This window comes from Curtobacterium sp. PhB130, assembly GCF_003755165.1.
Taxonomy (GTDB): Bacteria; Actinomycetota; Actinomycetes; order Actinomycetales; family Microbacteriaceae; genus Curtobacterium.
The window spans coordinates 417,671-442,747 of record NZ_RKII01000008.1; the positions used below are offsets into that span (position 1 = coordinate 417,671).

The 25,077-nt window shown below is 70.4% G+C and carries 27 protein-coding genes; 5 read left to right on the forward strand and 22 right to left on the reverse strand.

Annotation, left to right across the window (positions count from 1 at the left end; all coding sequences use genetic code 11):
- Positions 1-4: 4 nt before the first annotated feature.
- The 11 genes from EDF24_RS12005 to EDF24_RS12055 form a co-directional block, all read right to left on the reverse strand.
- On the reverse strand, positions 5-1,750 hold the full coding sequence (locus EDF24_RS12005; RefSeq protein ID WP_123703107.1) for a hypothetical protein: 1,746 nt from the start codon (positions 1,748-1,750) through the stop codon (positions 5-7).
- Positions 1,747-2,706: a carbohydrate binding domain-containing protein gene (locus EDF24_RS12010; RefSeq protein WP_123703109.1), complete on the reverse strand. Its 960-nt coding sequence runs from the start codon at positions 2,704-2,706 to the stop codon at positions 1,747-1,749. The genes EDF24_RS12005 and EDF24_RS12010 overlap by 4 nt, the downstream gene beginning before the upstream one ends.
- Positions 2,703-2,939, reverse strand: coding sequence for a hypothetical protein (locus tag EDF24_RS12015; RefSeq protein ID WP_148070880.1), 237 nt, complete (start codon positions 2,937-2,939; stop codon positions 2,703-2,705). Before EDF24_RS12015 ends, EDF24_RS12010 begins: the two co-directional genes overlap by 4 nt.
- Positions 2,940-2,959: 20 nt before the next feature.
- Positions 2,960-3,262 (reverse strand): hypothetical protein, encoded by a 303-nt coding sequence (locus EDF24_RS12020; RefSeq protein WP_123703113.1) that lies wholly within the window; start codon positions 3,260-3,262, stop codon positions 2,960-2,962.
- On the reverse strand, positions 3,259-3,597 hold the full coding sequence (locus tag EDF24_RS12025) for a hypothetical protein (protein ID WP_123654161.1): 339 nt from the start codon (positions 3,595-3,597) through the stop codon (positions 3,259-3,261). Before EDF24_RS12025 ends, EDF24_RS12020 begins: the two co-directional genes overlap by 4 nt.
- Positions 3,598-3,952: 355 nt before the next feature.
- Positions 3,953-5,215, reverse strand: coding sequence for an AAA family ATPase (locus tag EDF24_RS12030; protein ID WP_123654162.1), 1,263 nt, complete (start codon positions 5,213-5,215; stop codon positions 3,953-3,955).
- On the reverse strand, positions 5,212-5,478 hold the full coding sequence (locus tag EDF24_RS12035; protein WP_123654163.1) for a hypothetical protein: 267 nt from the start codon (positions 5,476-5,478) through the stop codon (positions 5,212-5,214). The genes EDF24_RS12030 and EDF24_RS12035 overlap by 4 nt, the downstream gene beginning before the upstream one ends.
- The gene (locus EDF24_RS12040; protein ID WP_123654164.1) at positions 5,475-5,819 is read right to left on the reverse strand and encodes a hypothetical protein; all 345 of its coding nucleotides are present in this window, start codon (positions 5,817-5,819) and stop codon (positions 5,475-5,477) included. Before EDF24_RS12040 ends, EDF24_RS12035 begins: the two co-directional genes overlap by 4 nt.
- Positions 5,820-6,014: 195 nt before the next feature.
- Positions 6,015-7,283 (reverse strand): recombinase family protein, encoded by a 1,269-nt coding sequence (locus EDF24_RS12045; RefSeq protein ID WP_185017197.1) that lies wholly within the window; start codon positions 7,281-7,283, stop codon positions 6,015-6,017.
- Between the two features lie 16 nt (positions 7,284-7,299).
- Positions 7,300-8,370 carry a redox-regulated ATPase YchF gene (gene ychF, locus EDF24_RS12050; RefSeq protein ID WP_123654166.1) on the reverse strand — a complete coding sequence of 357 codons (1,071 nt, stop codon included), beginning with the start codon at positions 8,368-8,370 and terminating at the stop codon, positions 7,300-7,302.
- A gap of 11 nt (positions 8,371-8,381) precedes the next feature.
- Positions 8,382-8,924 carry a hypothetical protein gene (locus EDF24_RS12055; protein WP_123703118.1) on the reverse strand — a complete coding sequence of 181 codons (543 nt, stop codon included), beginning with the start codon at positions 8,922-8,924 and terminating at the stop codon, positions 8,382-8,384.
- Positions 8,925-8,953: 29 nt separating this feature from the next.
- Here EDF24_RS12055 and EDF24_RS12060 point away from each other — a divergent pair, with 29 nt between their 5' ends.
- The 4 genes from EDF24_RS12060 (at position 8,954) to EDF24_RS12075 (ending at position 11,543) form a co-directional block, all read left to right on the forward strand.
- Positions 8,954-9,415: a hypothetical protein gene (locus tag EDF24_RS12060; protein ID WP_123703120.1), complete on the forward strand. Its 462-nt coding sequence runs from the start codon at positions 8,954-8,956 to the stop codon at positions 9,413-9,415.
- 82 nt (positions 9,416-9,497) lie between these two features.
- Positions 9,498-10,133 (forward strand): exonuclease domain-containing protein, encoded by a 636-nt coding sequence (locus EDF24_RS12065; RefSeq protein ID WP_243698304.1) that lies wholly within the window; start codon positions 9,498-9,500, stop codon positions 10,131-10,133.
- A gap of 94 nt (positions 10,134-10,227) precedes the next feature.
- Positions 10,228-10,704, forward strand: coding sequence for an SRPBCC family protein (locus EDF24_RS12070; RefSeq protein ID WP_123703122.1), 477 nt, complete (start codon positions 10,228-10,230; stop codon positions 10,702-10,704).
- 80 nt (positions 10,705-10,784) lie between these two features.
- Complete coding sequence (locus EDF24_RS12075; protein ID WP_123703125.1) at positions 10,785-11,543, forward strand: GntR family transcriptional regulator; 759 nt, start codon at positions 10,785-10,787, stop codon at positions 11,541-11,543.
- Positions 11,544-11,561: 18 nt separating this feature from the next.
- Here the strand turns inward: EDF24_RS12075 and EDF24_RS12080 are convergent, their stop codons facing one another.
- The 10 genes from EDF24_RS12080 to iolC all read right to left on the reverse strand — a co-directional run bounded on the left by EDF24_RS12080 (position 11,562) and on the right by iolC (position 22,430).
- Complete coding sequence (locus tag EDF24_RS12080) at positions 11,562-11,969, reverse strand: tautomerase family protein (protein ID WP_123654172.1); 408 nt, start codon at positions 11,967-11,969, stop codon at positions 11,562-11,564.
- 137 nt (positions 11,970-12,106) lie between these two features.
- Positions 12,107-13,219, reverse strand: coding sequence for a transaldolase family protein (locus EDF24_RS12085; protein WP_207909608.1), 1,113 nt, complete (start codon positions 13,217-13,219; stop codon positions 12,107-12,109).
- Entirely contained in the window at positions 13,216-14,085 is an 870-nt protein-coding gene (locus EDF24_RS12090) for a sugar phosphate isomerase/epimerase (RefSeq protein ID WP_123654173.1), read from the reverse strand. Before EDF24_RS12090 ends, EDF24_RS12085 begins: the two co-directional genes overlap by 4 nt.
- A complete protein-coding gene (locus tag EDF24_RS12095) occupies positions 14,085-15,137 on the reverse strand; it encodes a Gfo/Idh/MocA family protein (RefSeq protein ID WP_123703127.1) in 1,053 nt (350 codons plus the stop codon). The genes EDF24_RS12090 and EDF24_RS12095 overlap by 1 nt, the downstream gene beginning before the upstream one ends.
- A gap of 40 nt (positions 15,138-15,177) precedes the next feature.
- Positions 15,178-16,131 carry a sugar phosphate isomerase/epimerase gene (locus EDF24_RS12100; RefSeq protein ID WP_123703129.1) on the reverse strand — a complete coding sequence of 318 codons (954 nt, stop codon included), beginning with the start codon at positions 16,129-16,131 and terminating at the stop codon, positions 15,178-15,180.
- A gap of 31 nt (positions 16,132-16,162) precedes the next feature.
- Complete coding sequence (gene iolD / locus EDF24_RS12105) at positions 16,163-18,067, reverse strand: 3D-(3,5/4)-trihydroxycyclohexane-1,2-dione acylhydrolase (decyclizing) (RefSeq protein WP_123703131.1); 1,905 nt, start codon at positions 18,065-18,067, stop codon at positions 16,163-16,165.
- Positions 18,064-18,978 (reverse strand): 5-deoxy-glucuronate isomerase, encoded by a 915-nt coding sequence (gene iolB, locus EDF24_RS12110; RefSeq protein ID WP_123703133.1) that lies wholly within the window; start codon positions 18,976-18,978, stop codon positions 18,064-18,066. Before iolB ends, iolD begins: the two co-directional genes overlap by 4 nt.
- 14 nt (positions 18,979-18,992) lie before the next feature.
- Positions 18,993-20,504 (reverse strand): CoA-acylating methylmalonate-semialdehyde dehydrogenase, encoded by a 1,512-nt coding sequence (locus EDF24_RS12115; protein ID WP_123703135.1) that lies wholly within the window; start codon positions 20,502-20,504, stop codon positions 18,993-18,995.
- The gene (locus tag EDF24_RS12120; protein WP_165931447.1) at positions 20,501-21,445 is read right to left on the reverse strand and encodes a class I fructose-bisphosphate aldolase; all 945 of its coding nucleotides are present in this window, start codon (positions 21,443-21,445) and stop codon (positions 20,501-20,503) included. Before EDF24_RS12120 ends, EDF24_RS12115 begins: the two co-directional genes overlap by 4 nt.
- Entirely contained in the window at positions 21,438-22,430 is a 993-nt protein-coding gene (iolC, locus tag EDF24_RS12125; protein ID WP_123703137.1) for a 5-dehydro-2-deoxygluconokinase, read from the reverse strand. The genes EDF24_RS12120 and iolC overlap by 8 nt, the downstream gene beginning before the upstream one ends.
- 176 nt (positions 22,431-22,606) lie before the next feature.
- Here iolC and EDF24_RS12130 point away from each other — a divergent pair, with 176 nt between their 5' ends.
- A complete protein-coding gene (locus EDF24_RS12130) occupies positions 22,607-23,857 on the forward strand; it encodes a DNA recombination protein RmuC (protein WP_123703147.1) in 1,251 nt (416 codons plus the stop codon).
- 157 nt (positions 23,858-24,014) lie between these two features.
- On the opposite strand, the gene glpX is transcribed toward EDF24_RS12130, so the two are convergent.
- Positions 24,015-25,004, reverse strand: coding sequence for a class II fructose-bisphosphatase (glpX, locus tag EDF24_RS12135; protein ID WP_123654181.1), 990 nt, complete (start codon positions 25,002-25,004; stop codon positions 24,015-24,017).
- Between the last annotated feature and the right edge of the window lie 73 nt (positions 25,005-25,077).

The window sequence follows — 25,077 nt, forward strand, 5'->3', positions numbered from 1 at the left end:
GCTCCTAGTTCGTGTAGCCGGCGATGGTGGTCGTGGGGCCGACCGAGCCGATGGTCTGTCCTGCCGGGGCGTTCCCGATCGAGCCCGACGTGACGGCGATGAGGGCCTTCGTCGTGACGGTCATCTCGTCTGCGCCGAGGTCCCACGTGATCGCGTCCACGTAGCCGGTCTGCACGCCGCCGTCGAGCGTGGTGATCACCGCGTCCTGCCCGGGCCGCGCGTTCACGTCGATCGCGCCGACGACGACGAGCTGACGGGTGCGCGCCTTCAGCCGACCGAGGAGGTAGGCCGCGCGGCCGGCGCCCGGGAACGGGGTGTCGGTCAGCTCCAGGACGTAGGGCTTCGTGAACCCGGCCGGCGCTGCGATGTCCGAGGCGGTCTTCGTCGCCCCGGTGATCGAGTCCTCCCACGTGTACCGGAGCACGACGGCGTCCGCGAAGAGCGGGAGGTCGTCGGTCTGCGAGGCGGTCCGGCTCACGAGGTCCGTCGCCCGGTACAGGTTGTAGCCGTAGGCCACGCGGGTCTGCTGCGACACGTCCCGGTAGCCGTTGTCCGCGAGCTTCCACGCGCCGCCGATGTCTTGGAAGAGCCGGAGCCCGACGGTCTGGAGGATCGGCTGCAGGAACTCCATCGCGTTCGTCCCGGGCTGCCAGACGAGCGTGTCCGCCTCGCGCTGCACGAGGGCGGTCCGGGTCGAGGAGGACAGGCCGGCGTCCCCGTCCCAGTCGTAGCGGTACTCCGCCGTGTCCGGGGTGTCGCCGTCGAAGTAGACCAGGGCGGTCCCGTTCGTGTCGGTGCCGTCGCCCTCGAAGATCGTGACCGCGTCGAAGTAGACGAGGTTGTTCGCGCTGGAGTTGGTCGCGCCGTTGATCAGCCGGACCGTCGAGGACTCGGCCAGCGCGGGCACGGTCCAGGTCATCGTCAGCACGCTCGTCGTGTTCAGGGTGTTCGTCCCAGCGTTCGAACGCGCCACGATCCGGGTCGCGCCGCTCAGGGTCGCCGTCGCCTGGAGCTTCAGCGCGTCCCCGTTCAGGGTGCCGGTGAGCGCGACCCCGACGCGGAGGTAGGCCTGCATCGTGTAGGTCTGCCCGGGCGTGAGGTTGAGCGCGAGCGAGGCGTAGGAGCCCGTGGCCGTGCTGTTCGGGGTGATCCGGAGCGAGTAGGTGCCGGTCTGCTTCCACGTCGTGACCTGCGCGAGGGTGCAGGCGACCGCCGTCCACTGCCCGCTCGAGACCTCGAAGTTGCCGTTCGGCATGAGGTTCTGCGCGTCGGCGTAGGCCTTGAACGGGACGTCCGCGCCGGACACGACGGTCGCCGTCGTCGTCACGCCGAGCGCGACGGTCAGCACCCGGTTCACGATCGCCCGGACGGACGCCTGGTAGGTGCTCGCCACGAGGCTCTGCGGGCTCGCGGGGCTGTAGTCCTGAAGGCGCGCCTCGTCGTTCGCGATGTTCAGGCCGACCTCGCCGCTCTCAGCCACGATCTGCCGCGCGGTGAGGTTCAGGGTCATGGTGACCGTGCCCGACGCGTCACCGCCCTGCACCGCCGTCAGCGTGACCGTGCGCCGCGGCGTGGGAGTCGGGTCGATCAGCGCCATGATCGTCAGGCCCGGGTGCGCGATCGTCAGGGTCGCGGAGACGTACGGGCTGAACCCCTCGTCCACGGTGATCGAGGCGGTCTTCACGTCGAGCGGGTACTTCGCGGCCCCGACGTTCAGGACCGCGGTCGGGGTCAGGGTCCGGATAGTCACTGGACCTCCATGTAGGAGAAGGTGACGGCCCACACGGTCCGGTCCTGATCGTCCTGCTGCACGGTGATCTGCCCGTTCGCCAGGAACCGCATCGTCGGGAACGAGGTCGAGTCGTCCGAGAAGGTCACTACCGTCGTGCCGGTGAGCATCGTGTAGAGCGCGACCGCGTCGTCCTCGTTGTCGAAGATCGCGGCCATGGTCCCGGAGCGCGGGCCAGCCGGCTGCACGGTGACGTCCGGCCACGGGTTGCCGAGCACTTCGTGCACGATGTGCCGGGTCGTCGCGCTCGCGTTCCACTGCGTCACGAGGCGCGGAAGGATCACGCCCTGCGCCGCTCTCGCGACCGAGTTGCCGTCGAAGTAGTCGAGCGCCGTCGAGCCCGCCTGGAGGATCACGTCATCGACGTAGATCACCTCCGCGACGGTGGCCTTCGTGCTCAGCGAGTTGAGGAGCGAGAAGGTCATCTTCGCGGCGTTCGCGGGCACCGCGAGGGCGACGGACACACGCGTCCAGTCGGTCGCGGTCGTGAGCTGCGTCGGAGCGTACTGGACCGAGAGGTAGGTGCCGGCCGCGTCGTAGTAGTTCACGGTCATCGTGTAGGTCGCGGTGAGGTCTGCGGGGATCATGGCCCAGAAGCTCAGGCTGTAGGCCTGTCCCGACGCAATCGCCGGCATTGCTCCGGTGTAGGACAGGCCGATCGCCTGCGTGCCAACCGGCGCGACAAACTTCGCCCCAGCGGCGCCGGAGTGGAAGACCGTGCTGTCGCGAGTCACCGCGCCGTACGTGGTCGACGTGCTCCACGAGGTCAGGTTCGCCTCGAAGTTCGGGTTCAGGATCAGGTTCCGACGAGACTCGACGCCGTTGACGTACTCGATCGACTGCGAGGCGTTCGCGGTCCCCGCCCACGCGTACGTGCTCGCGAGGATCGCGTCGTCGGACGTGAAGCTGCTGCTCACGGCACACCCATTCCCTGGCGAGTCCCGCCCATGTTGTCTGTGTAGGCCCTGATGTGGACTTCCCGCTGGCGGGTCGCGTAGGCCATGTCCGCGTTGAACGCGGAGAGGTCCGCGGTCACGTTGACGGTCTTGCTCGCCGGCCCCTGACGGTTCAGGCCGGACTGGAGGCCAGAGCCGAACGAGTCAGACGACGTGTTCCCGAGGCGGTCCCAGAGCGCCGCGAGAGGAGTCACGTCATTCTCAAAACCTACGGTCACCACGGTCGAATCCCTTTCGTCGCGTCGGACTTCGCCCGTCGTCGGTTGTTCGTGATCTTCGCGCCGTCCTTGCCACCGGCTCGGCGGTTGCAGCTCTTGTGCGCGGGCTTGATCAGGTGGTCGGGGTAGGGCTGGTGCTCGGGCCACCCGACCAGGGCCACGAGGTGGTCCGCCTCCCACTCGTCGGTCGGCAGCACGGGCCGGCCGCACCGGCAGCACGGCTGCGGCAGCGTGCGCTCCAGCCGTGCGCGCTGGCGCTTGCCCTCGCCGTTGCGCCACTTCTCGTGGTGCCGGCTCACGGCTCGCTCACCGCCCCGCTGTCCGGCTCCTGCCCGCTGTCCTCCACGGGCTCGACCACGGGCTCCGGGTCCGGCTCCACGACCACCGTGTCCCCGGGCTCCGTGCCCGCGAGCATCGCGGCCTGGAACCGGGTGAACACGTCGCGGTCCTCCTCGCGGAGCACCCACTGGTCAGCGGGCCGCTGCCGCGCCTCGTCGCTGGCGTTGTTCCACGCCGCCACGAACTGGTCCCGCTGCGCTGCGAGGAGCGGCCGGATCGCCGTCGCCAGTCCGTCCGGCACACCGCCCAGCTCGTCGGTCAGCGCTGCTGCCAGCTTGATCGTCACGATCGCCATGTCGTCCTACCTCTCGTCTGCGGTGCCCGTTCGCACCTGTCGCTTGTAGTGGAGCGCGCACAGCCCGTGCGCCTCGTGCCGCCGCGTGCAGCCCTGCACGGTGCAGCCGACCGGCTCCTCGCCGCATCGACCGCACAGCCCCTGCTCCTCGAACCACACGAACCGCACGCCGCACTCGGCGCACAGCGGTGGTCGCTTCGGTCCTGAGGGGCCAGGAGCACGGCCTGCCTCGACACCTGCTCTTGCCCTGCTCTCCCGGGTGCTCCGTGCTCCTCCTCCCTTAGGGTCGGAGGAGCACAGGAGCACTCCCGGGCCTGCTCCTGAGGAGCACTGAGGAGCGCTCCCGGAGCACTGGTCAATCACGGCTCGACCGCCACTCTCGAAGGGCGTCGAGGGCTCGGTCGCTGCCCCACTTCATGCGGGTCTGCACGTCCCGCTGCGAGGTCGGCGGCGGGGTCAGGCCGTCGAGGAGCTGCGCGTCGGCGCTCACCCGGAGCGACTTCATCTGGTCCGGGGTCAGGGTCTGCCCCGGCACCGCGAAGTGCCACGAGCCGTCCGCCGCGTCGATCACGAACGAGGTCACGACGGGCTCGCGCACGCCTGCCGACGTCGCGGATGCGAGGTCACGCACGGAGCCGTGCCGGTCCTTCAGGAGCCGAAGCGTCGCCGTGCCGCCCGTGGTCGGGGCGAAGGGCGTGGTCGCCTCCACGCGGTAGAGCGCGCCGTCGACCGCCCGTTTCTTCGCCACGGTGCCCGTGCCACCGAAGGCTCGAGAGTCGGCGCCCTTCGCCAGGTGGTCGATCGTGAGCACCGCGATCCCGGCCTTCGCGACCCGGGCCGCGACCTGCCGGTTCACCTTCGTGTACTCGTCGGCGCTGTCCGAGCTGGCGCCGAACATCGGCAGAAGCTCACCGATCGAGTCGATCACGAAGAGCGAGTAGTCGTCGGCGTGCGCCACCACGTACTCCACGAGCGCCAGCACGCCCTCGCTGTCCTCGGGCTGCGCGAAGCTGAACCCCAGGAGGTCGAGCTTCGTCGCGCCGAACGAGTCAAGCCGGCCGCGGAACGCACGCGCCCCGTTGTGGTCGAGGTCGAGCCACACGACGCCCCGGTCCTCGTCCGCGTGCACGGTCTGGAGCGCGAGCGCGACGGCCACGAGGCTCTTGCCCTGCTCCGGGTCACCGATCAGGCCGTTCACCGCCCCGGCGTACAGGAGCCCCGGGCCGTCCACACGAGCGCCCACCGTCGCGAGCACGGGGTCGCTGGTGTCGATGTCGGTCAGCTCGATGAACATGGGCGTGGGCTCGTCGCTGCCCTCCTCGGCCGTCGCGACCGTCGTCCGGCCCGTGCCGTAGGACTCGTTGTCCCACGCCTCGACCCGGGCGTTTTCGGCGCGGAGCGCGTCCCAGAACGAGGCCGGCTGCGCCTTCCGCTCGGCCGGGGTCATCTCGTCGTACAGGTCGAGGATCGTCGTCGCCGGCCGCGGCGGGCGCTGCGCCGGCTGCACGAAGTCCTCGACCGTCGCGTTCTCGAACGCGCTCAGGTCAATCTCGATCGAGCCGTAGTGGTCCTCGGCTCCTGAGTCCTCGACGTCCCACTCGTTACTCATCAGCGTCATGTCCTGTCCTCGTCGTCGGGCGACCACACGTCGTGACCGGCCAGCACGGGCTCGAAGCGCTCGGCGTAGCTGCCCGGGTGCCGGCTGCTCAGGCAGTCCAGCTCCATCGGGGTCAGCGGGCGACGGCGCCACTCCTCGAAGTCGCGCTCGCCACCTGCCGGCACGTAGCCGTGCACGAACACGTCGGTGTCGACGTCCTCGCACAGCGCCTGCCAGCCGGCCTCCTGCTCGGCGGTCCAGCCCTCAGGGCGCTCGGCGGTCATCGGGTCGCCGCCTTCGCGGCTGCGAACTCCGCCTGCACGGCGTCGGCTTCTGCGAGGACGGGCGCCACGTCGTCGGCCCAGTCGGCCATGCGGTCACGAAGCTCGTCGGAGACGTGAAGCACGGTCGGCTGCGCGCCGTCGATGATGCGGTGGAGGCGGTCGCGCTGCTCGCTCGTGAGCGGCGGGGCGTCGGCCACGGCGCGCTCGATGGCAGCGGTGATCTTCGCTTCGGCCAGCTCGCGCTGCGCGGCTGCGATCTTCTCGGCGCTGCCGCCGGATCGGCGCAACCCGCCCAGGCGGCGGGACGCGACCTGCGGCGCGGTCATGGTGGTTTCGGTCAAGGTCGGTTCTCCTCGAATGAGGTCGAACCGTCGGTTTGCGAACCGTGCCTTCCGCTGCCCAGTCCCCTGACGGTGGGCCTTACGCGGGTCGGATTCTTCGCCTGACGCGGTGCGGGATGTTCCCGCTGGTGACTAGCTAAGCATGACTGCTAGCAGACTGTCTATAGCCAATATGTAGCACTTTTGTAGTACAGATCAGCGCCACTCGAGCGTGACCGTGTCGGGGTCGAACCCGCGCCGTCCGCGCACCCCGCGGTGCAGCGTCACGACCAGGAGCGCGTCGATCAGCGCCCGCTGCCGGTCGAGCGAGAGGCCGGCGACGTCCGCGGCGCCGGACTCCGCGAGCACCCGCGAGGGGCCGGCCGCGGCGTCGATGCGGCGCTCCACGTCCTCGATCTGAACGGTCAGCGCGGAGGCCTGCTCCTCGACGGCGTCGAGCCCCATGAGCCCGCGAGCGAGGAGCGAGGCCAGCCCGTCCCGGCGCTCACGGAGCGAGCGCGCCTCCTCGTGGAGCGGTGCCGCGTCGTCGGCCGGACGCTCGGCATCGGGCTGCTGGAGGCGGCGCTGGAGGACGCGGAGCACGAAGTCGTCCACGGGTGCCATCGTCCGCACGAGGCCGCACGAGGGGCACCAGTACCGGCCCCCGGAGCCCGCGGTACGGACGGTCCCGCCGCACTCGCACCGGAAGAGGCTCGTGCCGAGCGCCTTCCGCGCGGTCGAGCCGGTGCGGTTCGTCTGCCGGCGCGGGTCCGCGAGGCGGCGCTGCACGAGGTCGAAGGTCGCGCCGTCCACGATCGCGTCCCACGAGCCCGTGCCGACGACCTCACCCTTGTAGACCCGGCGCCCCGCGTAGCGCGGGTTCGTCAGGATCGTCCGGACTGTCGAGGGCGTGCGGTCGTGCTCGCGCGAGAGCGAGCGGAGCGTGTCCCCGGCAGCGAAGCCCTCGAAGAGCGCGCGCACGACGCGGCCCTCGTCCTCCACGACCGAGCCGTCCGTCGCGTAGCCGGTCAGGCGGACGCCCTTCGGCACTCCCCCGCCCGCGGCGCGCTGCGCGTTCGCCCGGGTCTGGCGCTCGCCCTTGCGGCGGACCTCGAAACGCGCGATCGACGCGAGCATGGTCGCCCGGAACTCGCCGTCGGCGGTCGTCAGGTTCAGCTCGCCGTCGACCGTGATCACTTTCGCCCCGGTGTCGATCAGGACGTTCAGGTCCCGGGTCGTCCGGAGGAGCCGGTCGAGGTCGAGCGCCACGACGACGTCGAACACCCCTGCCGTCGCATCCGCGAGCATCCGGCCCCACGCCGTGCCGGCGCCCCGCGCCTTGCTCGCGCTGACGTCGTTGTCCTCGTACTCGCCCACCACGGTCCAGCCGCGGTCCTCGGCCAGCTGCCGCGTGCGCTCGCGCTGCCGGTCGATGCCGGCCTCGCTGGACTTGGACTGACGGAGGTACAGAGCTGCGCGCTTCACAGCTCCGACAATAGGTCTAGCTGTGACGGAATTCCACCACGTCGCCGTCCTGCATGACGTAGTCCTTGCCCTCGATGCGGGCCTTGCCGTGCGCACGCGCCTCGGCGATCGACCCGGCCTCCATCAGGTCGGCGAAGGAGATGACCTCCGCCTTGATGAAGCCCTTCTCGAAGTCGGTGTGGATGACGCCGGCCGCCTGGGGAGCCTTCCAGCCCTTGCCGATGGTCCACGCGCGCGCTTCCTTCGGCCCGGCAGTGAGGTAGGTCTGCAGTCCGAGGGTGTCGAACCCGATGCGTGCGAGCTGGTCGAGCCCCGACTCGGTCTGGCCGGTCGACTCGAGCAGCTCTGCGGCGTCCTCGGGGTCGAGGTCGATGAGCTCGGACTCGATCTTCGCGTCGAGGAACACCGCCTGCGCCGGGGCGACGAGTGCGGACAGCTCGCCCTTGCGTGCCTCGTCGGTGAGGATCGCCTCGTCGACGTTGAAGACGAAGATGAACGGCTTCGCACTGAGGAGGCCGAGCTCGGCGATCGGCGACAGGTCGATCTTGGTCGCGGAGAGCAGTGTGCCCTGCTCCAGGGCGGCGCGCGCTTCGCGAGCGGTCTCGAGCACGATCGGCTCGGCCTGCTTCAGCTTCACGGTCTTCTCGTAGCGCGGGAGCGCCTTGTCGATGGTCTCGATGTCGGCGAGGATCAGCTCGGTGTTGATGACCTCGAGGTCGTCGGAGGGCGAGACCTTGTTCGCGACGTGCACGACGTCGTCGTCGGCGAATCCGCGGACGACCTGCGCGATGGCGTCGGCTTCGCGGATGTTGGCAAGGAACTTGTTGCCGAGCCCCTCACCCTCGCTCGCACCCTTGACGATGCCCGCGATGTCGACGAACGACACCGGCGCCGGCACGGTCTTCTCCGAGTTGAACAGCGTCGCGAGCTGGTCGAGCCGCGAGTCGGGCAGGTTGACGACACCGATGTTCGGCTCGATGGTGGCGAACGGGTAGTTCGCCGCCAGGACCTGGTTCTTGGTGAGGGCGTTGAACAGGGTCGACTTGCCGACGTTCGGGAGACCGACGATTCCGATGGTGAGAGCCACGGGAGTAGAGCCTAACGGTGGAGGGCCTGGACGGCTGCCGCGACCGTCGCGAAGACCTCGGCCTGGGCCCGCTGCGATGCGCGCCACCCACCGGTCACCTCGAGCGAGTGGTCGGCGCCGGCGACGGTCTGGAGGCTCGCAGCCGTCCGCGAGACGCGTTCCGGCCGCCACATGCCGTCGTCCGACCCCCCGATCGCCACGTGCGTGTCCGGTGCGGTCGCCAGCGCGGCGACCACGTCGTCGTTCGTGAGCACCGGCGTCAGCCACACGCCGCGCACTCCGTGTCGCACTGCCCAGGGCAGCGCGAAGCACCCGAACGACTTGGCGATGACGAGGTCGGGCGCGCGTTCGCCGATCGCCGACCGGACGGCCGTCTCGACGAACGCGACGGGTGCACTCGACGCAGCCTCGTCCACGGTCCAGGTCGGCGCGATGACCTCGCATCCGGCGTCGGCCGCGATCTTCCGGGACCACCACAACAGCGGCGCCTGCTGTCCGTACCCGGCGCCCTGGAGCAGCAGCACGAGTGGGCGTCGCATGGTCTCGTTCGCCATGTCCCAACTGTACGTGGCAGCCTGGCTGCATGTGGTTCGAACGCGATCGGCTGGGCGTGCACTCGATGGGGCACGATGCCCGAGGACAGCGGCGGTACTTCACCCCCGACACGATCGACGCGCTCGGGGCGTTGCCCCCGCGAGAACTCGAGGACTTGCACGACGTCCTCGCGCAACTCGAAGCCGACGTCCTCGTCGAGTACGACCCGGAGGACGCGTCGATCGACCACGACGACGAGGACCGGCACCGACTCGTGACGCTCCCGGTCGACTTCGCGTTCCCGCCGACCACCACCGACTTCGCCGCGGCGTTCACCGCACACGTCCAGAGCGTCCCGCTCCGCTGGCGTCTCGACGTCGCAGCGGTCGCGTTCGAGCTCGTCGGGACCCTCCTCGACCCGTACTGGGCGGAGCAGCGGGCGCGCCGGACGGCGACGTGGCGCATCACTGCACGACGCCGTCGCGGCTCCCGGCGGTCCCGACGCCGCTGAACCGCGCCGTCGAGGAGCTCGCGCCGGCGCAACGCCGTCCCGCGTTCCGGCGATGTCGGCGCCCCGTGCGACGATCGGTTCCGTGCCGTTGAACTTCACCGCGATCGACTTCGAGACCGCGAACAGCTCGCCCGCCAGTGCGTGCTCGGTCGGACTCGTCAAGGTCCGGGCCGGCAAGGTCGTCGAACGGGCGTCGTGGTTCATCCGACCGCCGTTCGGGCACGACGCCTTCCTCGAGTGGAACACCCGCATCCACGGCATCGTCGCCGAGGACGTGGTCCGCGCGAAGACGTGGGAGCAGCAGTACCCCGACCTCGTCGCGTTCGCCGAGGGGGACGTCCTGGTGGCGCACAACGCCCGGTTCGACATGGGTGTGATCGCAGGCGGCTGCTCGGCGACCGGCATCGAGCTCTCCGAGCACCACTCGATGTGCTCGCTGCAGGTCGCCCGGCGGACCTACACGCTCGACTCGTACCGGCTGCCGGTCGCGGCGATGGCCGCCGGCTTCGAGGGCTTCCAGCACCACGACGCCGCGGCGGACGCCGAAGCGTGCGCGGCGATCGTGATCCACGCTGCCGGACGGCACGCCGCGGACACGGTCGAAGCGCTCGGCGCCGCGACACGGGTGACGATCAACCCGGTGCGGATCCGTGCCGAGAAGCCGAAGGCGGCGAACCAGCCCCGGCTCTCGAACCGCCCGATGATCTTCGCGGACTGACCAGGCCGGACCGAACCAGGCCGGACCGGGCCTGACCGGACCGGACCGACCGACGGACCTCCCGGCCGGGCCGCCACAGCGCTACGCTCACCGCATGGCGACCCCCAGCACGATCCAGCGCGAGACGGTCATCGCCGCGCGCCCGTCCGAGATCGTCCCGTACCTCGCGGACCTGCACCGCTGGGTGGAGTGGTCGCCGTGGGAGGGGCAGGACCCGGCCCTGCAGCGCGAGTACGGCGGCACCCCGGGCACGGTCGGGTCCACGTACGCGTGGAAGGGCAACCGCAAGGCCGGTGCCGGTTCGATGGCGATCACGAAGGTCGCCCCGGCAGAGGTCGACGTCGACCTGCAGTTCACCGCACCGTTCAAGTCGTCCAGCGCGGTCGCGTTCCGGTTGACGGACGTGAGCGATGCCGACCACGCGGATGCGGCCACACGCCTCGTCTGGTCGATGACGAGCCCGCAGAACCTGATGTCCCGCGTGATGGGCGTCTTCGTCAACATGGACAAGTTCCTCGGCGGCGACTTCGAGAAGGGGCTCGCGAAGCTCAAGGCGGCGGTGGAGCGCTGACGGAACGGACGCCGATGGTATTGTCACGACAATCCCACGCGGCACCGATGCCGTGCACCCGCACCTCCTGAAGGACCCAGATGACCAACGAAGGCCAGCTGCCGTCCGACCTGTTCATGGACCTGGACCGGTCGGGCCCGATGCCCCTCTACTTCCAGGTCGCCTCGCGCATCGAGGAGTCGATCCGCTCCGGCGCGATGCCTCCCGGCGCCCGCCTCGAGAACGAGATCGCCCTCGGTGAACGGCTCGGCCTGTCCCGCCCGACGATCCGACGCGCGATCCAGGACCTGGTCGACAAGGGCCTGCTCGTCCGCCGCCGCGGCATCGGCACGCAGGTCGTGCACGGCCCGGTGACGCGCAAGGTCGAGCTCACGAGCCTCTACGACGACCTGGCGCAGGGTGCGCAGAAGCCGGCGACGACGCTGCTGGAACGGAACGACGTGCCGGCGCCGGACGTCGTGGCCGAGGCGCTCAGTGTCGAGCCGGGGACGATCGTCGCGCACATCCGCCGGGTCCGGTTCGCCGAGGACGTGCCGATGGCCATCCTCGAGAACTACCTGCCGCCGGAGTTCCTCGACATCACGGAGACCGACCTGCAGGCGCACGGGCTCTACCAGCTGCTGCGTGCCCGCGGCGTCACGATGCGCGTCGCGAAGCAGCGGATCGGCGCACGGGCGGTCACCGACGAGGAGGCCGGGCTCCTCGAGATCGAGGACGGCGACCCCGTCCTGACGATGAGCCGCACCGCCTACGACGCCTCGGGCCGAGCGGTCGAGTACGGCGTGCACTGCTACCGCCCGGACCGCTACTCGTTCGAGGTCACGCTCGTCGACAAGTAGGCCGTCGTCCGCTGCGCCTCACGCCAGTGCGGGCACCCCGAGCTCGCCGGTGACGTACTGCGCACGCCCGAAGCCGAACGACCAGTCCTGCGGGCCGTTCTCGACGTAGCCGATGAAGACGTCCTCCGATGCGACGCCGATCCCGGCGAGCGCGTCGTGGATCGCCGCGTAGAGCGTGGTCTTCGCCTCGTCCGTGCGGCCGCGCTGCGTGAACACCTGGATCATCACGACGCCATCGGTGCGCTCGAAGCCGAGCCCCGCGTCCTCGGCGATGATCTGCTGCGCCGGGTGCTCGGTGATGATCTGGAACCGGTCGCGCAGCGGGATCCCGTAGACGTCGACGATGGCGGTGTGGATCGCGTCCGCGACGGCGCGGACGGCTTCCGGGCTGCGCCCGGTGGCGAGGTCGATACGGACGAGCGGCATGGCGCCTCCTGCAGTCTGGGACTTTGTCCTGACAAACTAACATGGATTGACCGGCGACACCACGACGGCCTGGAGGCTCGGTGCCAGCTGGCACCGAGCCTCCAGGCCGGTGGGGTGTCGCGTCGGACGCGCGCTGCCTAGACGGCCGGCACGATGATGTCGCGCACCAGCGCGTCGAGCTGCGCATCGGCGTCCAGGAACTGGCGGAGCGTCGTCACGGTCGCGCCGAACCGCTCGAACTCGTCGATGGTCATGCCGTCGACGTCGTAGCCGCGGGCGAACTCCGGCGTCGCCTTCCGCAGCGCGTCGAGCACGTGCGCCGGGACCTCGTCGTCGATCGCGTCCGGCCGGAACGGGAACGCGTTCGCGTTGATGTCCTTCGACCACTGGAAGGGCGGGGAGACCACGAGGTCGCCGCCCTGGAACTCGGACCACTGCAGGGCGTTGCGGAACGCGGCGACGAGCACACGGGATCGGAAGCCGCGCTCCCGGAAGACCCGGTACGCGTTCTTCACCGCCGCGACGCCGGCCCACTCGAGGTACCCGGGGTCGATCATGACGTGGTCGCGCTTGACGACCGTCTTCAGCCAGTCGTCGAGGCGACCCGCCATCAGCGTCACCACGTGGCCGAACTCCTGCTCCGGCAGGCCGTCGGCGGCGCGACGGTCGAGCGCGCGCTCGATCGCCTCTCCGACGGCGACGACCTGGGCGACCGAGAACGACACCGTCGCGTTGATCGAGACACCGCGGTAGGCCGCTTCCTCGATCGCGGCGATGCCGGTCTTCGTCGCCGGGATCTTCACGATGATGTTCGGCGCGAGCCCGGAGAACCGCACCGCCTGCTCGACCAGTGCGTCCTGGTCGCGGTGGAAGCGCGGGTCGGTCTGCATCGAGAGCCGGCCGTTGCGCCCACCCGACGCCTCGAACGCGGGCAGCAGCTGTGCGGCCGCGGCGATCGAGAGCTCCTCGACGGCCTTCCAGCCGATCCAGGACTCCCCCGCGGTCGGGTGCTCGGCTGCGATCTGCCGGATCCGCGGCACCCAGGTCTCCGGGTCCTGCTTGATGCAGGTGTAGGCGATGACCGGGTTGCAGGTGGCGCCGACGGCTCCGTACTCGGTGATCGCGGTGGCGAGCTCGCGCGGGTCGGCGGAGTCGTTCCACAGCGCGGTCGGGGTCTGCTCCGCCGCCTGGCGGGTGACCGGGCGGGCGTCGGTCTCGGTGGTGACCGGTGTGTCGAGGGTGTTCGTCATCGGTGCAGTCCCTTCGTGATCGTGTCGAGTTGGAAGCGCGAGACCTCGTCGGCGTTCTCGTCCTCGGCGAAGACGCTCGACACGGCGACCGTGTCCTCCCGCGCGGTGAACCCCACGCGGTCGAGCGCGGCCCAGAACCGGTCGAAGTCGACGTCGCCCTGGCCCACCGGGAGGTGCTGGTGGACACGCACGGCGTTGCCCGGCGGGTTGGTGATGTACCGGAGGCCGTGCGACCGGTTGTGGTCGAAGGCGTCGGCGACGTGGACCAGCTGGAGCGAGTCGCCGGCGGCGTCGATGATCGCGTCCATGTCCCCGCCGTAGTGGAAGGTGTGGCACGCGACGTAGACGAAGCCGACGTGCTTCGAGTTCAGCCCGCGGATGACGCGGAGCGCTTCGAGGCCGTCCTCGACGAAGTCGTCCGGGTGGGGGTCGATCAGCACGCGGAGGTCCGCGTCCTCGATGATCGGCAGGAGCTCCTCCATGGCCCAGTAGAACTGCGCCTCGGACTCCTCGGCACGCTCGGGACGGCCGGAGAACTCGGTGTTGATCGTGTCCACACCGAGGCGCTTCGTGATCTCGATGACGCGCTTCCACTGCTTGACCGCGGTCTCGCGGGTCTCACGGTCGGGGCCCGACCAGCGGAGCACCGGCAGGACGCTCGCCACCTGGACCCCGGCGTCCGTGCACGCCGCGGCGAAGGCGTCGACGAGGTCGTCGTCGGCCTTCGGGTGGCGGAAGAACGGGATGAAGTCCTTGTGCGGGGTCAGCTGCAGGTACTCGTAGCCGAGGTCCGCGACCTTCTGCGGGAACTCCAGCAGCGACAGGTCGTGGTGGAAGGGGGTCGGGTCGAGGGCGATCTTCGGCATCAGGCCCCCGCGAGTGCGTTCGCACCGGCGTCGTAGAACGCCGGCTTCGCGGTGGCGTAGGTGACCGACTCGAGTGCGCCGGACTGCTGCGCACGGACCGCGACCTCGGCCACGACGGATGCCGTGTAGCCGTCCCAGGCGCTCGGGCCGTCGATGCCGCCCTGCTTGGCGGCGTCCACCCAGCGCTGGACCTCTTCGTCGTAGGCCGCACCGAACCGCTCGACGAACGACGGGGTCACGCCCTGGCCGGAGACCCCCTGCGACACGAGGTTCAGCGAGGTCTCCCGCCCGATGTACGCCACGCCGGACTCGAAGACGGCGTCGGTCGTCACCTGGTAGCCGAACTGGGCGTTCACGTTGATCTCGACGATCGCCATGGTGCCGGACTCGGTGGTGAACAGGACGAACTGCGGCTCGGGCAGGTCGGCCGGGGCCAGGGAGTTCTTCCGCGGCTTCTTGACCTCCACGCTCGTGATCGCCTCGCCGGTGATGAACGGGATGATGTCGATCTCGTGGATCACCGAGTCGTGGATGAGCATCGACTCGCTGAAGTTCGGCGGCGTGGTCGGGTTCCGGTGCGCGTGGTGCAGCGCGAGGAGAGCGCCGTTCGAGCCGGACTCGCGGAGCGCCTTGAGCTCCTGGTAGCCCTTGTCGAAGCGGCGCATGAAGCCGACCTGGATCTTCGGGCGGTCCGCCGTGGCCTGCTCGAGCTCCACGATCCGGAGGGAGTCCTCGGCGCTCGTCGTGAGGGGCTTCTCGCAGAGCACGGCGAGGCCGCGCTCGAGCGCCGGCACGAGAACCGGCTCGTGCAGGAAGCCCGGCGTCGCGACGATGACGGCGTCGATCCCGGTGGCGTCGAGCGCTTCCTCGAAGGAGGCGGCGGTGATCGCGCCGGGGGCCTTCGCGGCGGCGGCCGTGGCGCGCGCCGTGTCCGGGTCGACGATCGCGACGACGTCGGCGCCCGCGATGGTCGAGGTGATGCGACGGATGTGGTCGCTGCCCATCGCGCCCGCGCCGACGACGGCGACGCGGAGGTTGTCAGTGGTGCTCATGGTGTGCTCCTGCGGTGGTGGAGTGCTGCTGGTGGACGGCTCAGGACGCGCGGGCTGCGGACGTCGAACCGAGGATGTGCTGGAAGGTGCGGTCGGCGATCGGGCCGGGGGCGTCGACCGAGCAGCCGTACATGTCCTGCTCGACGATGCCGAAGACGTCCGGGTTGATCGCCGCGACCGCCTCGATGATCGGCGCGAGCGCGGGGACGCCGTGCGGGGGCTCGGTCATGATGCCCTGGGACACGGCGGTGGCGAACGGCACGTCGTTCTTCAGCACGTCGAAGAGCAGGTCGGTGTCCACCTGCTTGAGGTGCAGGTAGCCGATGCGCTCGGGGTGCTCCGCGATCAGCTTCAGGTTGTCGCCCCCGTAGTAGGCGAAGTGCCCGGTGTCGAGGCAGAGGTTCGTGTACTCGGGGTTCGTGACCTCGAGGAAGCGCACCGTCTCCTTGTACGTCCCGACGTGGCTGTCCGCGTGCGTGTGGAACTGCTGGTGGACGCCGTACTCCTCGAGCAGCGCCTTGCCGAGCTGGTCGTGTCCCTTGCCGAGGCGCTCCCACTGCTCGTCGGTCAGCGTGCGCGACTCGAGCACTTCCTCCGTCGCATCGGAGCGCCAGAGGTCCGGGATCGTCACGAGGTGTTCCGCGCCGAGCTTCGACGCGAGGCCGGCGACCGCCACGGCCTGGTCCCACGCGCGCTGGAACTGGTCCTCGCCCTTGTGGAACCCGGTGAAGACCGTGCCTGCCGAGAGCTCGAGCCCGCGGGACTCGAGCTCGTCGGAGAGCTGGGCGGGGTCGGTCGGCAGGTACCCGTACGGGCCGAGCTCGATCCACTGGTAGCCCGCCGCGGCCGCCTCGTCGAGGAAGCGCTGCCACGGGACCTGCTTCGGGTCGTCGGGAAACCAGACGCCCCACGAGTCCGGCGCGGTGCCGATCCGGATGGAGGCCGGCGCTGCGTCCGTCGAGGGATTGCCGATGGGGGTGGCGGTGTCGGTCATGACGTCGCTGTCGCTTTCTGTGTCGGAGGGGTCAGCCGAGCAGGGGCCGCTGGTTCGCGACCTGCTGCTCGTAGGCGGTGCGGGCGGCCTGGGTACTCGGCAGCGTCGAGGTCTGCGCGACCGGGACGTCCCACCAGCCGGCGCCGTCGGGGGCGTAGACGAGCGGGTCCGAGTTGACGTGCACGAGCGTGGTGTGGTCGTTCGCCTTCGCCTGGCGCACCGCGGCCTTGAGGTCCTCGATGGCGTCGGGCCCGGGCTGGACCTCGATCACGTCGACGCCGTAGGAGCGCGCGTTCGCCGCCAGGTCGACGGGCAGCGGCTCGCCGTTCTCGAAGGACTCGGTCTCGTCGAGGTAGCGGTACTTCGTGCCGAAGCGCTCGGACCCGACGGTCTCGGACAGGTGCCCGATCGACGCGTAGCCGTGGTTCTGGATGAGCACGACGATGATCTTGATGCCCTCGGCCACGGCCGTGACGAGCTCGGTGTGCAGCATCAGGTAGGAGCCGTCGCCGACCATCACGATCGCGTCCCGGTCGGGGGCGCCACGGCGGACGCCGATGCCACCGGCGATCTCGTAGCCCATGCACGAGAACGCGTACTCGACGTGGTAGCCGAGCTCGTCCCGCACGCGCCACAGCTTGTGCAGGTCGCCGGGCAGCGAGCCCGCGGCCTGGATCACGACGTCACGCGGGTCGGAGACCTCCTGCACCGCGCCGATGATCTCCGGCTGGCCGGGCAGGGCGTTGCCGGACGGCGCGAACGCGGCGTCCACCAGGGCGTCCCAGTCCTGCTTCCGCGACGCGATCTCCGCGGCGTACTCCGCGTCCACGGTGAACGCCGGGTCCGCGAGCGACGCGGTCAACGCGACCAGGGCCTCCCGGGCGTCGGCGACCAGCGGCAGCTGCGTGCCGTGCTTGTACGCGTCGAACGCGGCCACGTTCACGTTGACGAACGTGACGTCCGGGTCCTGGAACGCGGTCCGCGACGCCGTCGTGAAGTCGCTGTACCGGGTGCCGATCCCGATCACCACGTCTGCGGAGGCGGCGATCGCGTTCGCGGCGGCCGTGCCGGTCGCACCGATGCCGCCGAGGTACTGCGGGTGGTCCCACGTGAGCGAGCCGCCACCCGCCTGCGAGGTGCCGACCGGGATGCCGGTCGCCTCGACGAACGCGGCGAGCTCGGGAGCAGCGTCCGCGTAGAGGACCCCGCCACCGGCGACGATCACCGGGCGCTTCGCGTCCCGGATCGCCGCGACCGCACGGGCCAGGGGTCCGTGCTCCGGCAGCGGACGACGGATGTGCCACTCCCGCGACTGCAGGAACGCGACGGGGACGTCGAACTCCTCCGCCTGCACGTCCTCCGGCAACGCGATCGTCACCGCGCCGGTCTCCGCCGGGTCGGTGAGCACGCGCATCGCGGCGAGCGCGATCGAGAACAGCTGCTCCGGACGCTCGACGCGGTCGAAGTAGCGGGACAGCGGGCGGAACGCGTCCGTGACCTGGATCGAGGTGTCGTGCGGCATCTCGATCTGCTGCAGCACCGGGTCGGTGGTGCGCGTCGCGAAGGTGTCGGACGGCAGGAGCAGCGCCGGCAGGCGGTTCGTGGTCGCGAGGGCGGCCGCGGTGAGCATGTTCGCGGCACCGGGCCCGACCGACGCCGTCGAGGCGAAAGTCGCACGGCGGCGGTGCATGCGCGCGAATCCGACGGCCTCGTGCACCATCGCCTGCTCGTTGCGGGCCTGGTGGTACGGCAGGAGACCGGGCTGCTCGACGTGGAGCTGCTTGATCGCCTGTCCGAGACCCGCGACGTTGCCGTGCCCGAAGATCCCGAAGATCCCCGGGATCGTCCGTTCGCGGACGTCGCCGTCGACGGTCCACTGGTTGGCGAGGAACTCGACGAGTGCCTGGCCGACCGTCATCCGACGCGTGGTCGTCATCGGACTTCCTCCTTGCCGTACGGCAGGCGCGGGTCGAGCGTCTCGCTCGCCCACACCTGGCGGACCCAGCCGTGGGCGGGGTCGTCGGTGATGTTCCAGACGCGCTCCGGATCCGGCCCGGCCATCACGTTGAGGTAGTACATGTCGTAGCCAGGGGCCGCGACGGCCGGACCGTGCCAGCCGTACGGCACCAGGGCGATGTCGCCGGTGCGGACCTCGCGGAACTCGTCGATCGCGCGGTCGTCCGAGGCGTAGGTCCGGTGCAGGGCGAACGGGTCGGCGGTCTCCGGCGCCACCCCTTCCGCACCGCGGGTCACCGCGGACTCGTAGTAGTAGATCTCCTCGAGGTTCGACTCCTCCCCCGGCACGTTCGTGTCGTGCTTGTGGGGCGGGTACGACGACCAGTTGCCGGCCGGCGTGATCACCTCGCACACGATGAACTTGACCGCGTCGAGTGCTGCCGGGGTGCCGAAGTTGTGCACCTGGCGGCTCGACTGGCCGGCGCCGCGGAGCTCCACGGGCACGTCCTGCCGGGGCAGGTACGTGGTGGGCTTGACCGTGTCGGTGGGCGCTTCCGCGACCGCCACGCGACCTGCTCCGGTGATCCGCGCCTCCGTCCCGGATCCGAGGTAGAGGACGTCGGTCGGACCGTCGAAGACGCTGGCGCGTCCTTCGAGGGTCTGCACGCCGCCGCCGTACGTGACCGTGAAGCTGCCGGCCAGCGGCACGACGATGCGTTCCACGGCGTCGGCCGGGAGGCGCAGCTCGCCGCCGTCGGTCAGCGTCCCGGTCCGGAGACCGGTGTGCGCCCACCCCTCGATGCGACCGTCGACCACGTCGGTCCAGCCCGCGTCGGGGCGGCTGCCCCGCGGGACGAACCAGGAGTCCTGCTGCTGCTGTTCCTGCGTCATCGCCTTCGTCCGGGTCAGTTGTTCGACGGGAAGCCGAGGTTGATGCCCCCGTGCGACGGGTCCAGCCAGCGGCTCGTGATCGCCTTCTGGCGGGTGAAGAAGCTCACGCCGTCGGCGCCGTACGCCTTGTGGTCGCCGAACAGCGAGTTCTTCCAGCCGCCGAACGAGTAGTACGCGACCGGGACCGGGATCGGCACGTTGATGCCGATCATGCCGACCTGCACGTCGCGCTGGAAGCGGCGGGCGGCGCCACCGTCGTTGGTGAAGATCGCGGTGCCGTTGCCGAACGCACCGCTGTTGATGAGCTCGAGGCCCTCTTCGTAGGTGGCCACGCGGACGATCGACAGCACCGGGCCGAAGATCTCCTCGGTGTAGACGCGGCTGGTGGTCGGCACCTGGTCGATCAGCGTCGGGCCGAGCCAGAAGCCGTTCGCGTCACCGTCGGGCTGCACGTCGCGGCCGTCGACGACGACCACCGCACCGTCCTGCTCGGCGACCTCGATGTAGGACGCGACCTTGTCGCGGTGCTGCTTCGTCACGAGCGGACCCATGTCGCAGCCGCGACGACCGTCACCGATCCGCAGCGTGGCCGCGCGCTCCGTGATCTTCTCGATGAGCTCGTCGGCGACGGGCTCGACGGCGACGACGACGGAGATCGCCATGCAGCGCTCACCGGCGGAGCCGAAGCCCGCGTTGATCGCGTTGTCCGCGACGAGGTCGAGGTCGGCGTCCGGCAGCACGAGCATGTGGTTCTTCGCGCCGCCGAGCGCCTGCACGCGCTTGCCGTGCTTCGTGCCGGTCTCGTAGACGTACTGCGCGATCGGGGTCGAGCCGACGAACGAGATCGACTCGACGTCCGGGCTCGTGAGGAGCCCGTCGACGGAGGCCTTGTCGCCGTTCAGCACGTTGAAGACGCCGTCCGGGAGCCCGGCTTCCTTGAACTTCTCGGCGAGCCAGATGGCGGCGCTCGGGTCCTTCTCGCTCGGCTTCAGCACCACGGTGTTGCCCGCCGCGATCGCGATCGGCAGGAACCACAGCGGGACCATCGCCGGGAAGTTGAACGGGCTGATGATGCCGACGACGCCGAGCGGCTGACGGATCGAGTACACGTCGATGCCGGTCGAGACCTGGTCGCTGAACTCGCCCTTGAGCAGCTGCGGGATGCTCGTCGCGAGCTCGACCACTTCCTGCCCGCGGGCGATCTCGCCGAGCGCGTCGTCGATGACCTTGCCGTGCTCGCTGGTGATGATCTCGGCGAGCTCGGCCTTGTCGCGGTTCAGGATCTCGCGGAACGCGAAGAGGATCTGCTGGCGCTTGGCGAGCGAGAGGTTGCCCCACGCCGGGAACGCCGCCTTCGCGCTGGCGATCGCCGCCTGGATCTCGTCCTCGTTCGCGAGGGCGACCTGCTTCGTGGCGACGCCGATCGCCGGGTCGTAGACCGGGGCGGCGTTGCCCGAGGTGGACTCGACGCGCTTGCCGTCGATCCAGTGGCCGATCGTCGTGGTGACGGTGTCCGAGATGGTCATGCGTTGGTTCCTTCGAGAGTGGTGGTGGTCACGTCTTCGTGGTGGGTGCTCGTGCCGGTGTGGACGAGGCCCGCGGCGACGTCCACCGCGGCGGCGACGTCCCCGTCCGGCGGGTACAGCAGGGTGCGGCCGACGACGAGGCCGCGGACGCCGGGCAGGGCCAGAGCGTCCGCCCACTTCGCGTACGTCTCGAGCGGCTTGCTCGACGGGTCGCCGCCGAGCAGGAGCGTCGGCAGCGTCGTCGCCGCCATCACCCGCTCCATGTCGTCGACGACGGGGATCTTCAGCCAGCTGTAGGCGCTGGTCTCGCCGAGGCCCGCGGCGATGGCCATCGAGGTGATCACGGCGTCGGCGGTCAGGTCGTTCACGACCTTGCCGTCCCGCCAGGTGGACATGAACGGCTCGAGCATGATCGGCAGGCCGTTCGCCGCCGCCTCGGTGACCGCCCGTGCCGTCGCCTCGAGCGTCGGTGCCGTGCCGGCATCGGCGAGGTTGATCCGCACGAGCAGCTTGGCGAAGTCGAGGCCGGCGTCCTTGATCGAGCGCGCCGAGTACGCGGTGTAGCGGTCGTCCATCTCGAACGACGCCCCACGGAGCCCGCCGCGGTTCATCGAGCCGACGACGACCTTGTCGTCGAGGGCGCCGAGGAGCGCCAGGTCCTCGAGGATGTCCGGCGTGCCGAGCACCCCGTCCACGCCGGGGCGGCTGACGGCGACCACGAGCCGTTCGAGCAGGTCGTACCGGTCCGCCATCGCGGACTCGTCGTCCCGCACGGCCAGGGCACCGCGTGCCGGGTGGTCGGCGGCGACGATGAAGAGCTTGCCGTCGTCGGCGAGCAGGTCGCGCTTGCGACGACCGTCGAGCGCGGCCTGCACCCGCTCCGGGTGGGCGGCGCGGACGTCGCGCAGCCGGGCGAAGTCAGCGTGGCTGATCTCAGGCATGGATGGCCTCTTCCGTCGGGTTCTCCTGCAGGAACGTCTCGATCTCGTCGCTCGTCGGCATCGCCGTCGAGCACTCGAACCGCGTGGCGACGATGGCACCGGCCGCGTTCGCGAAGGCCAGGATCCGCTCGAGGCCCCAGCCCTGCAGCAGGCCGTGGGTGAGCGCCCCGCCGAAGCCGTCGCCCGAGCCGAGCCCGTTGACGACGTCGATGTGGTGCGGGCGGAGCTCGACGAACTCGTCCCGGGTCTTCGCGAGGACGCCCTTCGGCCCCTGCTTGACGATGGCGATCTCGACGCCGCGCTCGAGCAGGGCGTCGGCCGCGCGGACCGGGTCGGTCTCGCCGACGGCGACCTCGCACTCCTCGCGGTTGCCCACGGCGACGGTGGCGTGCTCGAGGGCGACCGCCACCTCCCGCGTCGCGGCTGCCGGCGAGGACCAGAACATCGAGCGGTAGTCCAGGTCGAGGACGGTGTGGAGGGCTGTCGGGGCCTTCGCCTCGGTCCGCGCCTGGAAGGCGACGTGGTGCGCGCTGCGGCTCGGCTCCTCGCTGAGGCCGGTCACCGTGGTCCAGAACACCTTCGCGCGCTCGATCTCGTGCAGCGGGAGGGACTTCGCGGTGATCATCAGGTCCGGCGCCTTCGGGGCCCGGTAGAAGTAGAGCGGGAAGTCGTCCGGCGGGAAGATCTCGCAGAAGGCGACGGGGGTGTTCAGCCCCTCGACGGTGTCGATGAACGCGTTGGCGACGCCGAACTCCGGGAGCGTGCGGGCGATGTACCGACCGAACGGGTCGTTGCCCGTGCGGGTGATGACGGCGGCGTCGGCGCCGTGCCGGGCTGCGGCGATGGCGACGTTCGTGGCGCTGCCCCCGACGGACTTCGAGAACGTCGCGACGTCCTCGAGCGGGCCCGTCTGCTGGGGGTAGATGTCGACGCTCACGCGACCCATCGTGATCACGTCGTAGGCGTGGGGAGCTTCGTTCGTCATGCGACGTGAGGGACCTTCCGTGCGGCTTCATCGGCGGACGATCACGACTGTACACCTTCCTTGGCTTAATGTCATGACATGGTTTCGGACGCCGTCTCGACGGCTGCACCGGCCGGCCTGGAGGCTCGCCCCGCGTCCTGCCAGCGGGTGTCGGTGGGTCCTGGGAAGGTCTGGTCATGGACTTCCCCGCCCTGCTCATCGGCCTCCTGATCGGCGCGCTCGCGGGCGCCGCCGTCGCGTGGTCGTCCGCCCGGAGCCGCGCCGGCGCCGCCTCCGCGACGGCTGATGCGCTCCGCGCTCGGTTGGAAGAGGTCCGTCGCGACGCCGACGACCGCCTCGACGCGCAGGACACCCAGTACCGGCGACAGGTCGACTCGCTGGAACGGCGGGCGGCCGAGCTCGAGCACCTCGTGCAGCGCATGCACGGCGCCGAGTCCGCCCGGGCGCAGGACGAGTCGAAGGTGCTCACCGCGCTCAGCCCCGTCGCGGACACCCTCGACGTGATGCGCGCCAAGATCGCCGAGCTCGAACGCTCCCGCAGCGAGCAGTACGGCGCGATCTCGACGCAGCTGCGATCGGCCGCCGAGTCCGAAGAGCGTCTGCGAGCCACCGCGGAGACGCTCGCGAGCGCACTCTCCGCCAACAACACCCGCGGGGTCTGGGGCGAGACGCAGCTCCGGAACGTGGTCGAGGCGGCGGGACTCCTGGAACGCGTCGACTTCGACGTGCAGTCCTCCGTCACCACGTCGGCCGGCGCCGCACGCCCCGACATGATCGTGCACCTGCCCGGCGGCAAGAGCATCGCCGTCGACGCCAAGGTGCCGTTCAGCGCCTACCTGCAGGCGATGGAGATCCCCGCGTCCGCCGTCGGCGCCGAGGGAGCCCGACGCACACAGCTGATGGCGCAGCACGTCAAGGCACTGCGCGCCCACGTGGACGCCCTCGCCGCACGGGAGTACTGGTCCGGGTACGACGCCTCGCCCGAGCTCACGGTGGCGTTCATCCCGTCGGAGTCGCTCATCGCGAGCGCCCTGGCCGCCGACCCGGGGCTGCTCGACCACGCCTTCCGGAAGCGGGTCGCACTCGCCTCGCCGGTCACGCTGTGGTCGGTCCTCAAGACGGTGGCGTTCTCCTGGCAGCAGGACGTCGTCACCGCTGAGGCCCGTGAGCTCTTCCGGGTCTCGCGGGAGCTCTACGGCCGCCTGTCGACCATGGCCGGCCACGTGGACAAGCTCGGGCGGGCGATCCGGGGCAGCGTCGTGGACTACAACCGGTTCGTGGGGTCGCTCGAACGCCAGGTGCTGCCGAGCGCGCGGCGGCTGTCACTGCTCGACGAGTCGAAGGTGATCGCGGACCCCACCACGATCGAGGACGAGCCGCGCCTGCTCACCGCGCCCGAGCTCGTCGGCGCCGACCGCGACGACTAGCGACGGCGGGCACCGTCGCGCGCCGGCGTGCCCGCCCGCCGCGCGCGGTGCGGATCGCTCCCGCACAACCAAAACCGAACTGAACCACGTGTTCACGTGGTTCAGTTCGGTTTTGGTTGTGCGGGATTCGCCGGCGGCGCGCGCCGGCGTCAGCGGATCAGAACCACTTCTCGGCGCGGTGGTCCGCCTGGATGCGGCGGATCGTGTTCGAGCGCGAGCGCAGCACGAGCGAGTCGGTGTGGATGACCCCGCGCGAGCGGCGGACACCGTCGACGAGCACGCCGTCGGTGACACCCGTCGCGACGAAGAACGTGTTGTCGCCCGTGACCAGGTCGTCCTGGTCGAGGACCTTGTCCAGGTCGTGGCCGGCGGCGATGGCGCGCTCACGCTCCTCGTCGTCCTTCGGCTGGAGCTTGCCGAGGATCACACCACCGAGCGCCTTGATCGCGCACGCCGTGATGATGCCCTCGGGGGTGCCGCCGACACCGACGCACATGTCGATCGGCGAGCCGGGCAGCGCCGCGGCGATGCCACCGGCGACGTCACCGTCGAGCAGCAGCCGGGTACCGGCACCGGTCGCGCGGATCGCGCGGATCAGCTCGTCGTGACGAGGACGGTCGAGCACGGCGATGACCATGTCCTCGAGGTCCTTGTGCTTCGCCTTCGCCAGCGCACGGATGTTCTCCCCGATCGGCTTCTCGAGGTCGAGGACACCGCGGCCATCGGGCCCGGCGGCGATCTTGTCCATGTAGAAGACGGCGGACGGGTCGTACATCGAGCCGCGGTCCGAGACGGCCATCACGGAGATGGCGTTCTGCCGGCCGGCGGCGGTGAGCGAGGTGCCGTCGATCGGGTCGACCGCGATGTCGCAGGCCGGGCCGTGCCCGTTGCCGACGTGCTCGCCGTTGTAGAGCATCGGGGCGTTGTCCTTCTCGCCCTCACCGATGACGACGACGCCGTCGAAGTTCACCGTGCCGAGGAACTTGCGCATCGCGTCGACGGCAGCGCCGTCCGCGAGGTTCTTCTCGCCACGACCGACCCACGGCTGCGCCCGGATCGCCGCTGCCTCCGTCGCACGCACGAGTTCGAGGGCCAGGTTGCGGTCGGGCTGGAGGAACAGGGAGCCGGTCTCAGTGGTGGGAGTCACGCCCGCCAGCCTACTCAGCGGTGCCGGGGTCACACACCGGAGCGGCTGACTACGATCGGTTCGGACGCCACCG

Coding starts and splice junctions, on each gene's coding strand:
- EDF24_RS12025 (WP_123654161.1), bottom strand. CDS start 3,597: ATGGCGATCGTGACGATCAAGCTGGCAGCAGCGCTGACCGACGAGCTG.
- EDF24_RS12030 (WP_123654162.1), bottom strand. CDS start 5,215: ATGACGCTGATGAGTAACGAGTGGGACGTCGAGGACTCAGGAGCCGAG.
- EDF24_RS12035 (WP_123654163.1), bottom strand. CDS start 5,478: ATGACCGCCGAGCGCCCTGAGGGCTGGACCGCCGAGCAGGAGGCCGGC.
- EDF24_RS12055 (WP_123703118.1), bottom strand. CDS start 8,924: ATGGCGAACGAGACCATGCGACGCCCACTCGTGCTGCTGCTCCAGGGC.
- EDF24_RS12060 (WP_123703120.1), top strand. CDS start 8,954: ATGTGGTTCGAACGCGATCGGCTGGGCGTGCACTCGATGGGGCACGAT.
- EDF24_RS12070 (WP_123703122.1), top strand. CDS start 10,228: ATGGCGACCCCCAGCACGATCCAGCGCGAGACGGTCATCGCCGCGCGC.
- EDF24_RS12075 (WP_123703125.1), top strand. CDS start 10,785: ATGACCAACGAAGGCCAGCTGCCGTCCGACCTGTTCATGGACCTGGAC.
- EDF24_RS12080 (WP_123654172.1), bottom strand. CDS start 11,969: ATGCCGCTCGTCCGTATCGACCTCGCCACCGGGCGCAGCCCGGAAGCC.
- EDF24_RS12085 (WP_207909608.1), bottom strand. CDS start 13,219: ATGACGAACACCCTCGACACACCGGTCACCACCGAGACCGACGCCCGC.
- EDF24_RS12090 (WP_123654173.1), bottom strand. CDS start 14,085: ATGCCGAAGATCGCCCTCGACCCGACCCCCTTCCACCACGACCTGTCG.
- EDF24_RS12095 (WP_123703127.1), bottom strand. CDS start 15,137: ATGAGCACCACTGACAACCTCCGCGTCGCCGTCGTCGGCGCGGGCGCG.
- EDF24_RS12100 (WP_123703129.1), bottom strand. CDS start 16,131: ATGACCGACACCGCCACCCCCATCGGCAATCCCTCGACGGACGCAGCG.
- iolD (WP_123703131.1), bottom strand. CDS start 18,067: ATGACGACCACGCGTCGGATGACGGTCGGCCAGGCACTCGTCGAGTTC.
- iolB (WP_123703133.1), bottom strand. CDS start 18,978: ATGACGCAGGAACAGCAGCAGCAGGACTCCTGGTTCGTCCCGCGGGGC.
- EDF24_RS12115 (WP_123703135.1), bottom strand. CDS start 20,504: ATGACCATCTCGGACACCGTCACCACGACGATCGGCCACTGGATCGAC.
- EDF24_RS12120 (WP_165931447.1), bottom strand. CDS start 21,445: ATGCCTGAGATCAGCCACGCTGACTTCGCCCGGCTGCGCGACGTCCGC.
- iolC (WP_123703137.1), bottom strand. CDS start 22,430: ATGACGAACGAAGCTCCCCACGCCTACGACGTGATCACGATGGGTCGC.
- EDF24_RS12130 (WP_123703147.1), top strand. CDS start 22,607: ATGGACTTCCCCGCCCTGCTCATCGGCCTCCTGATCGGCGCGCTCGCG.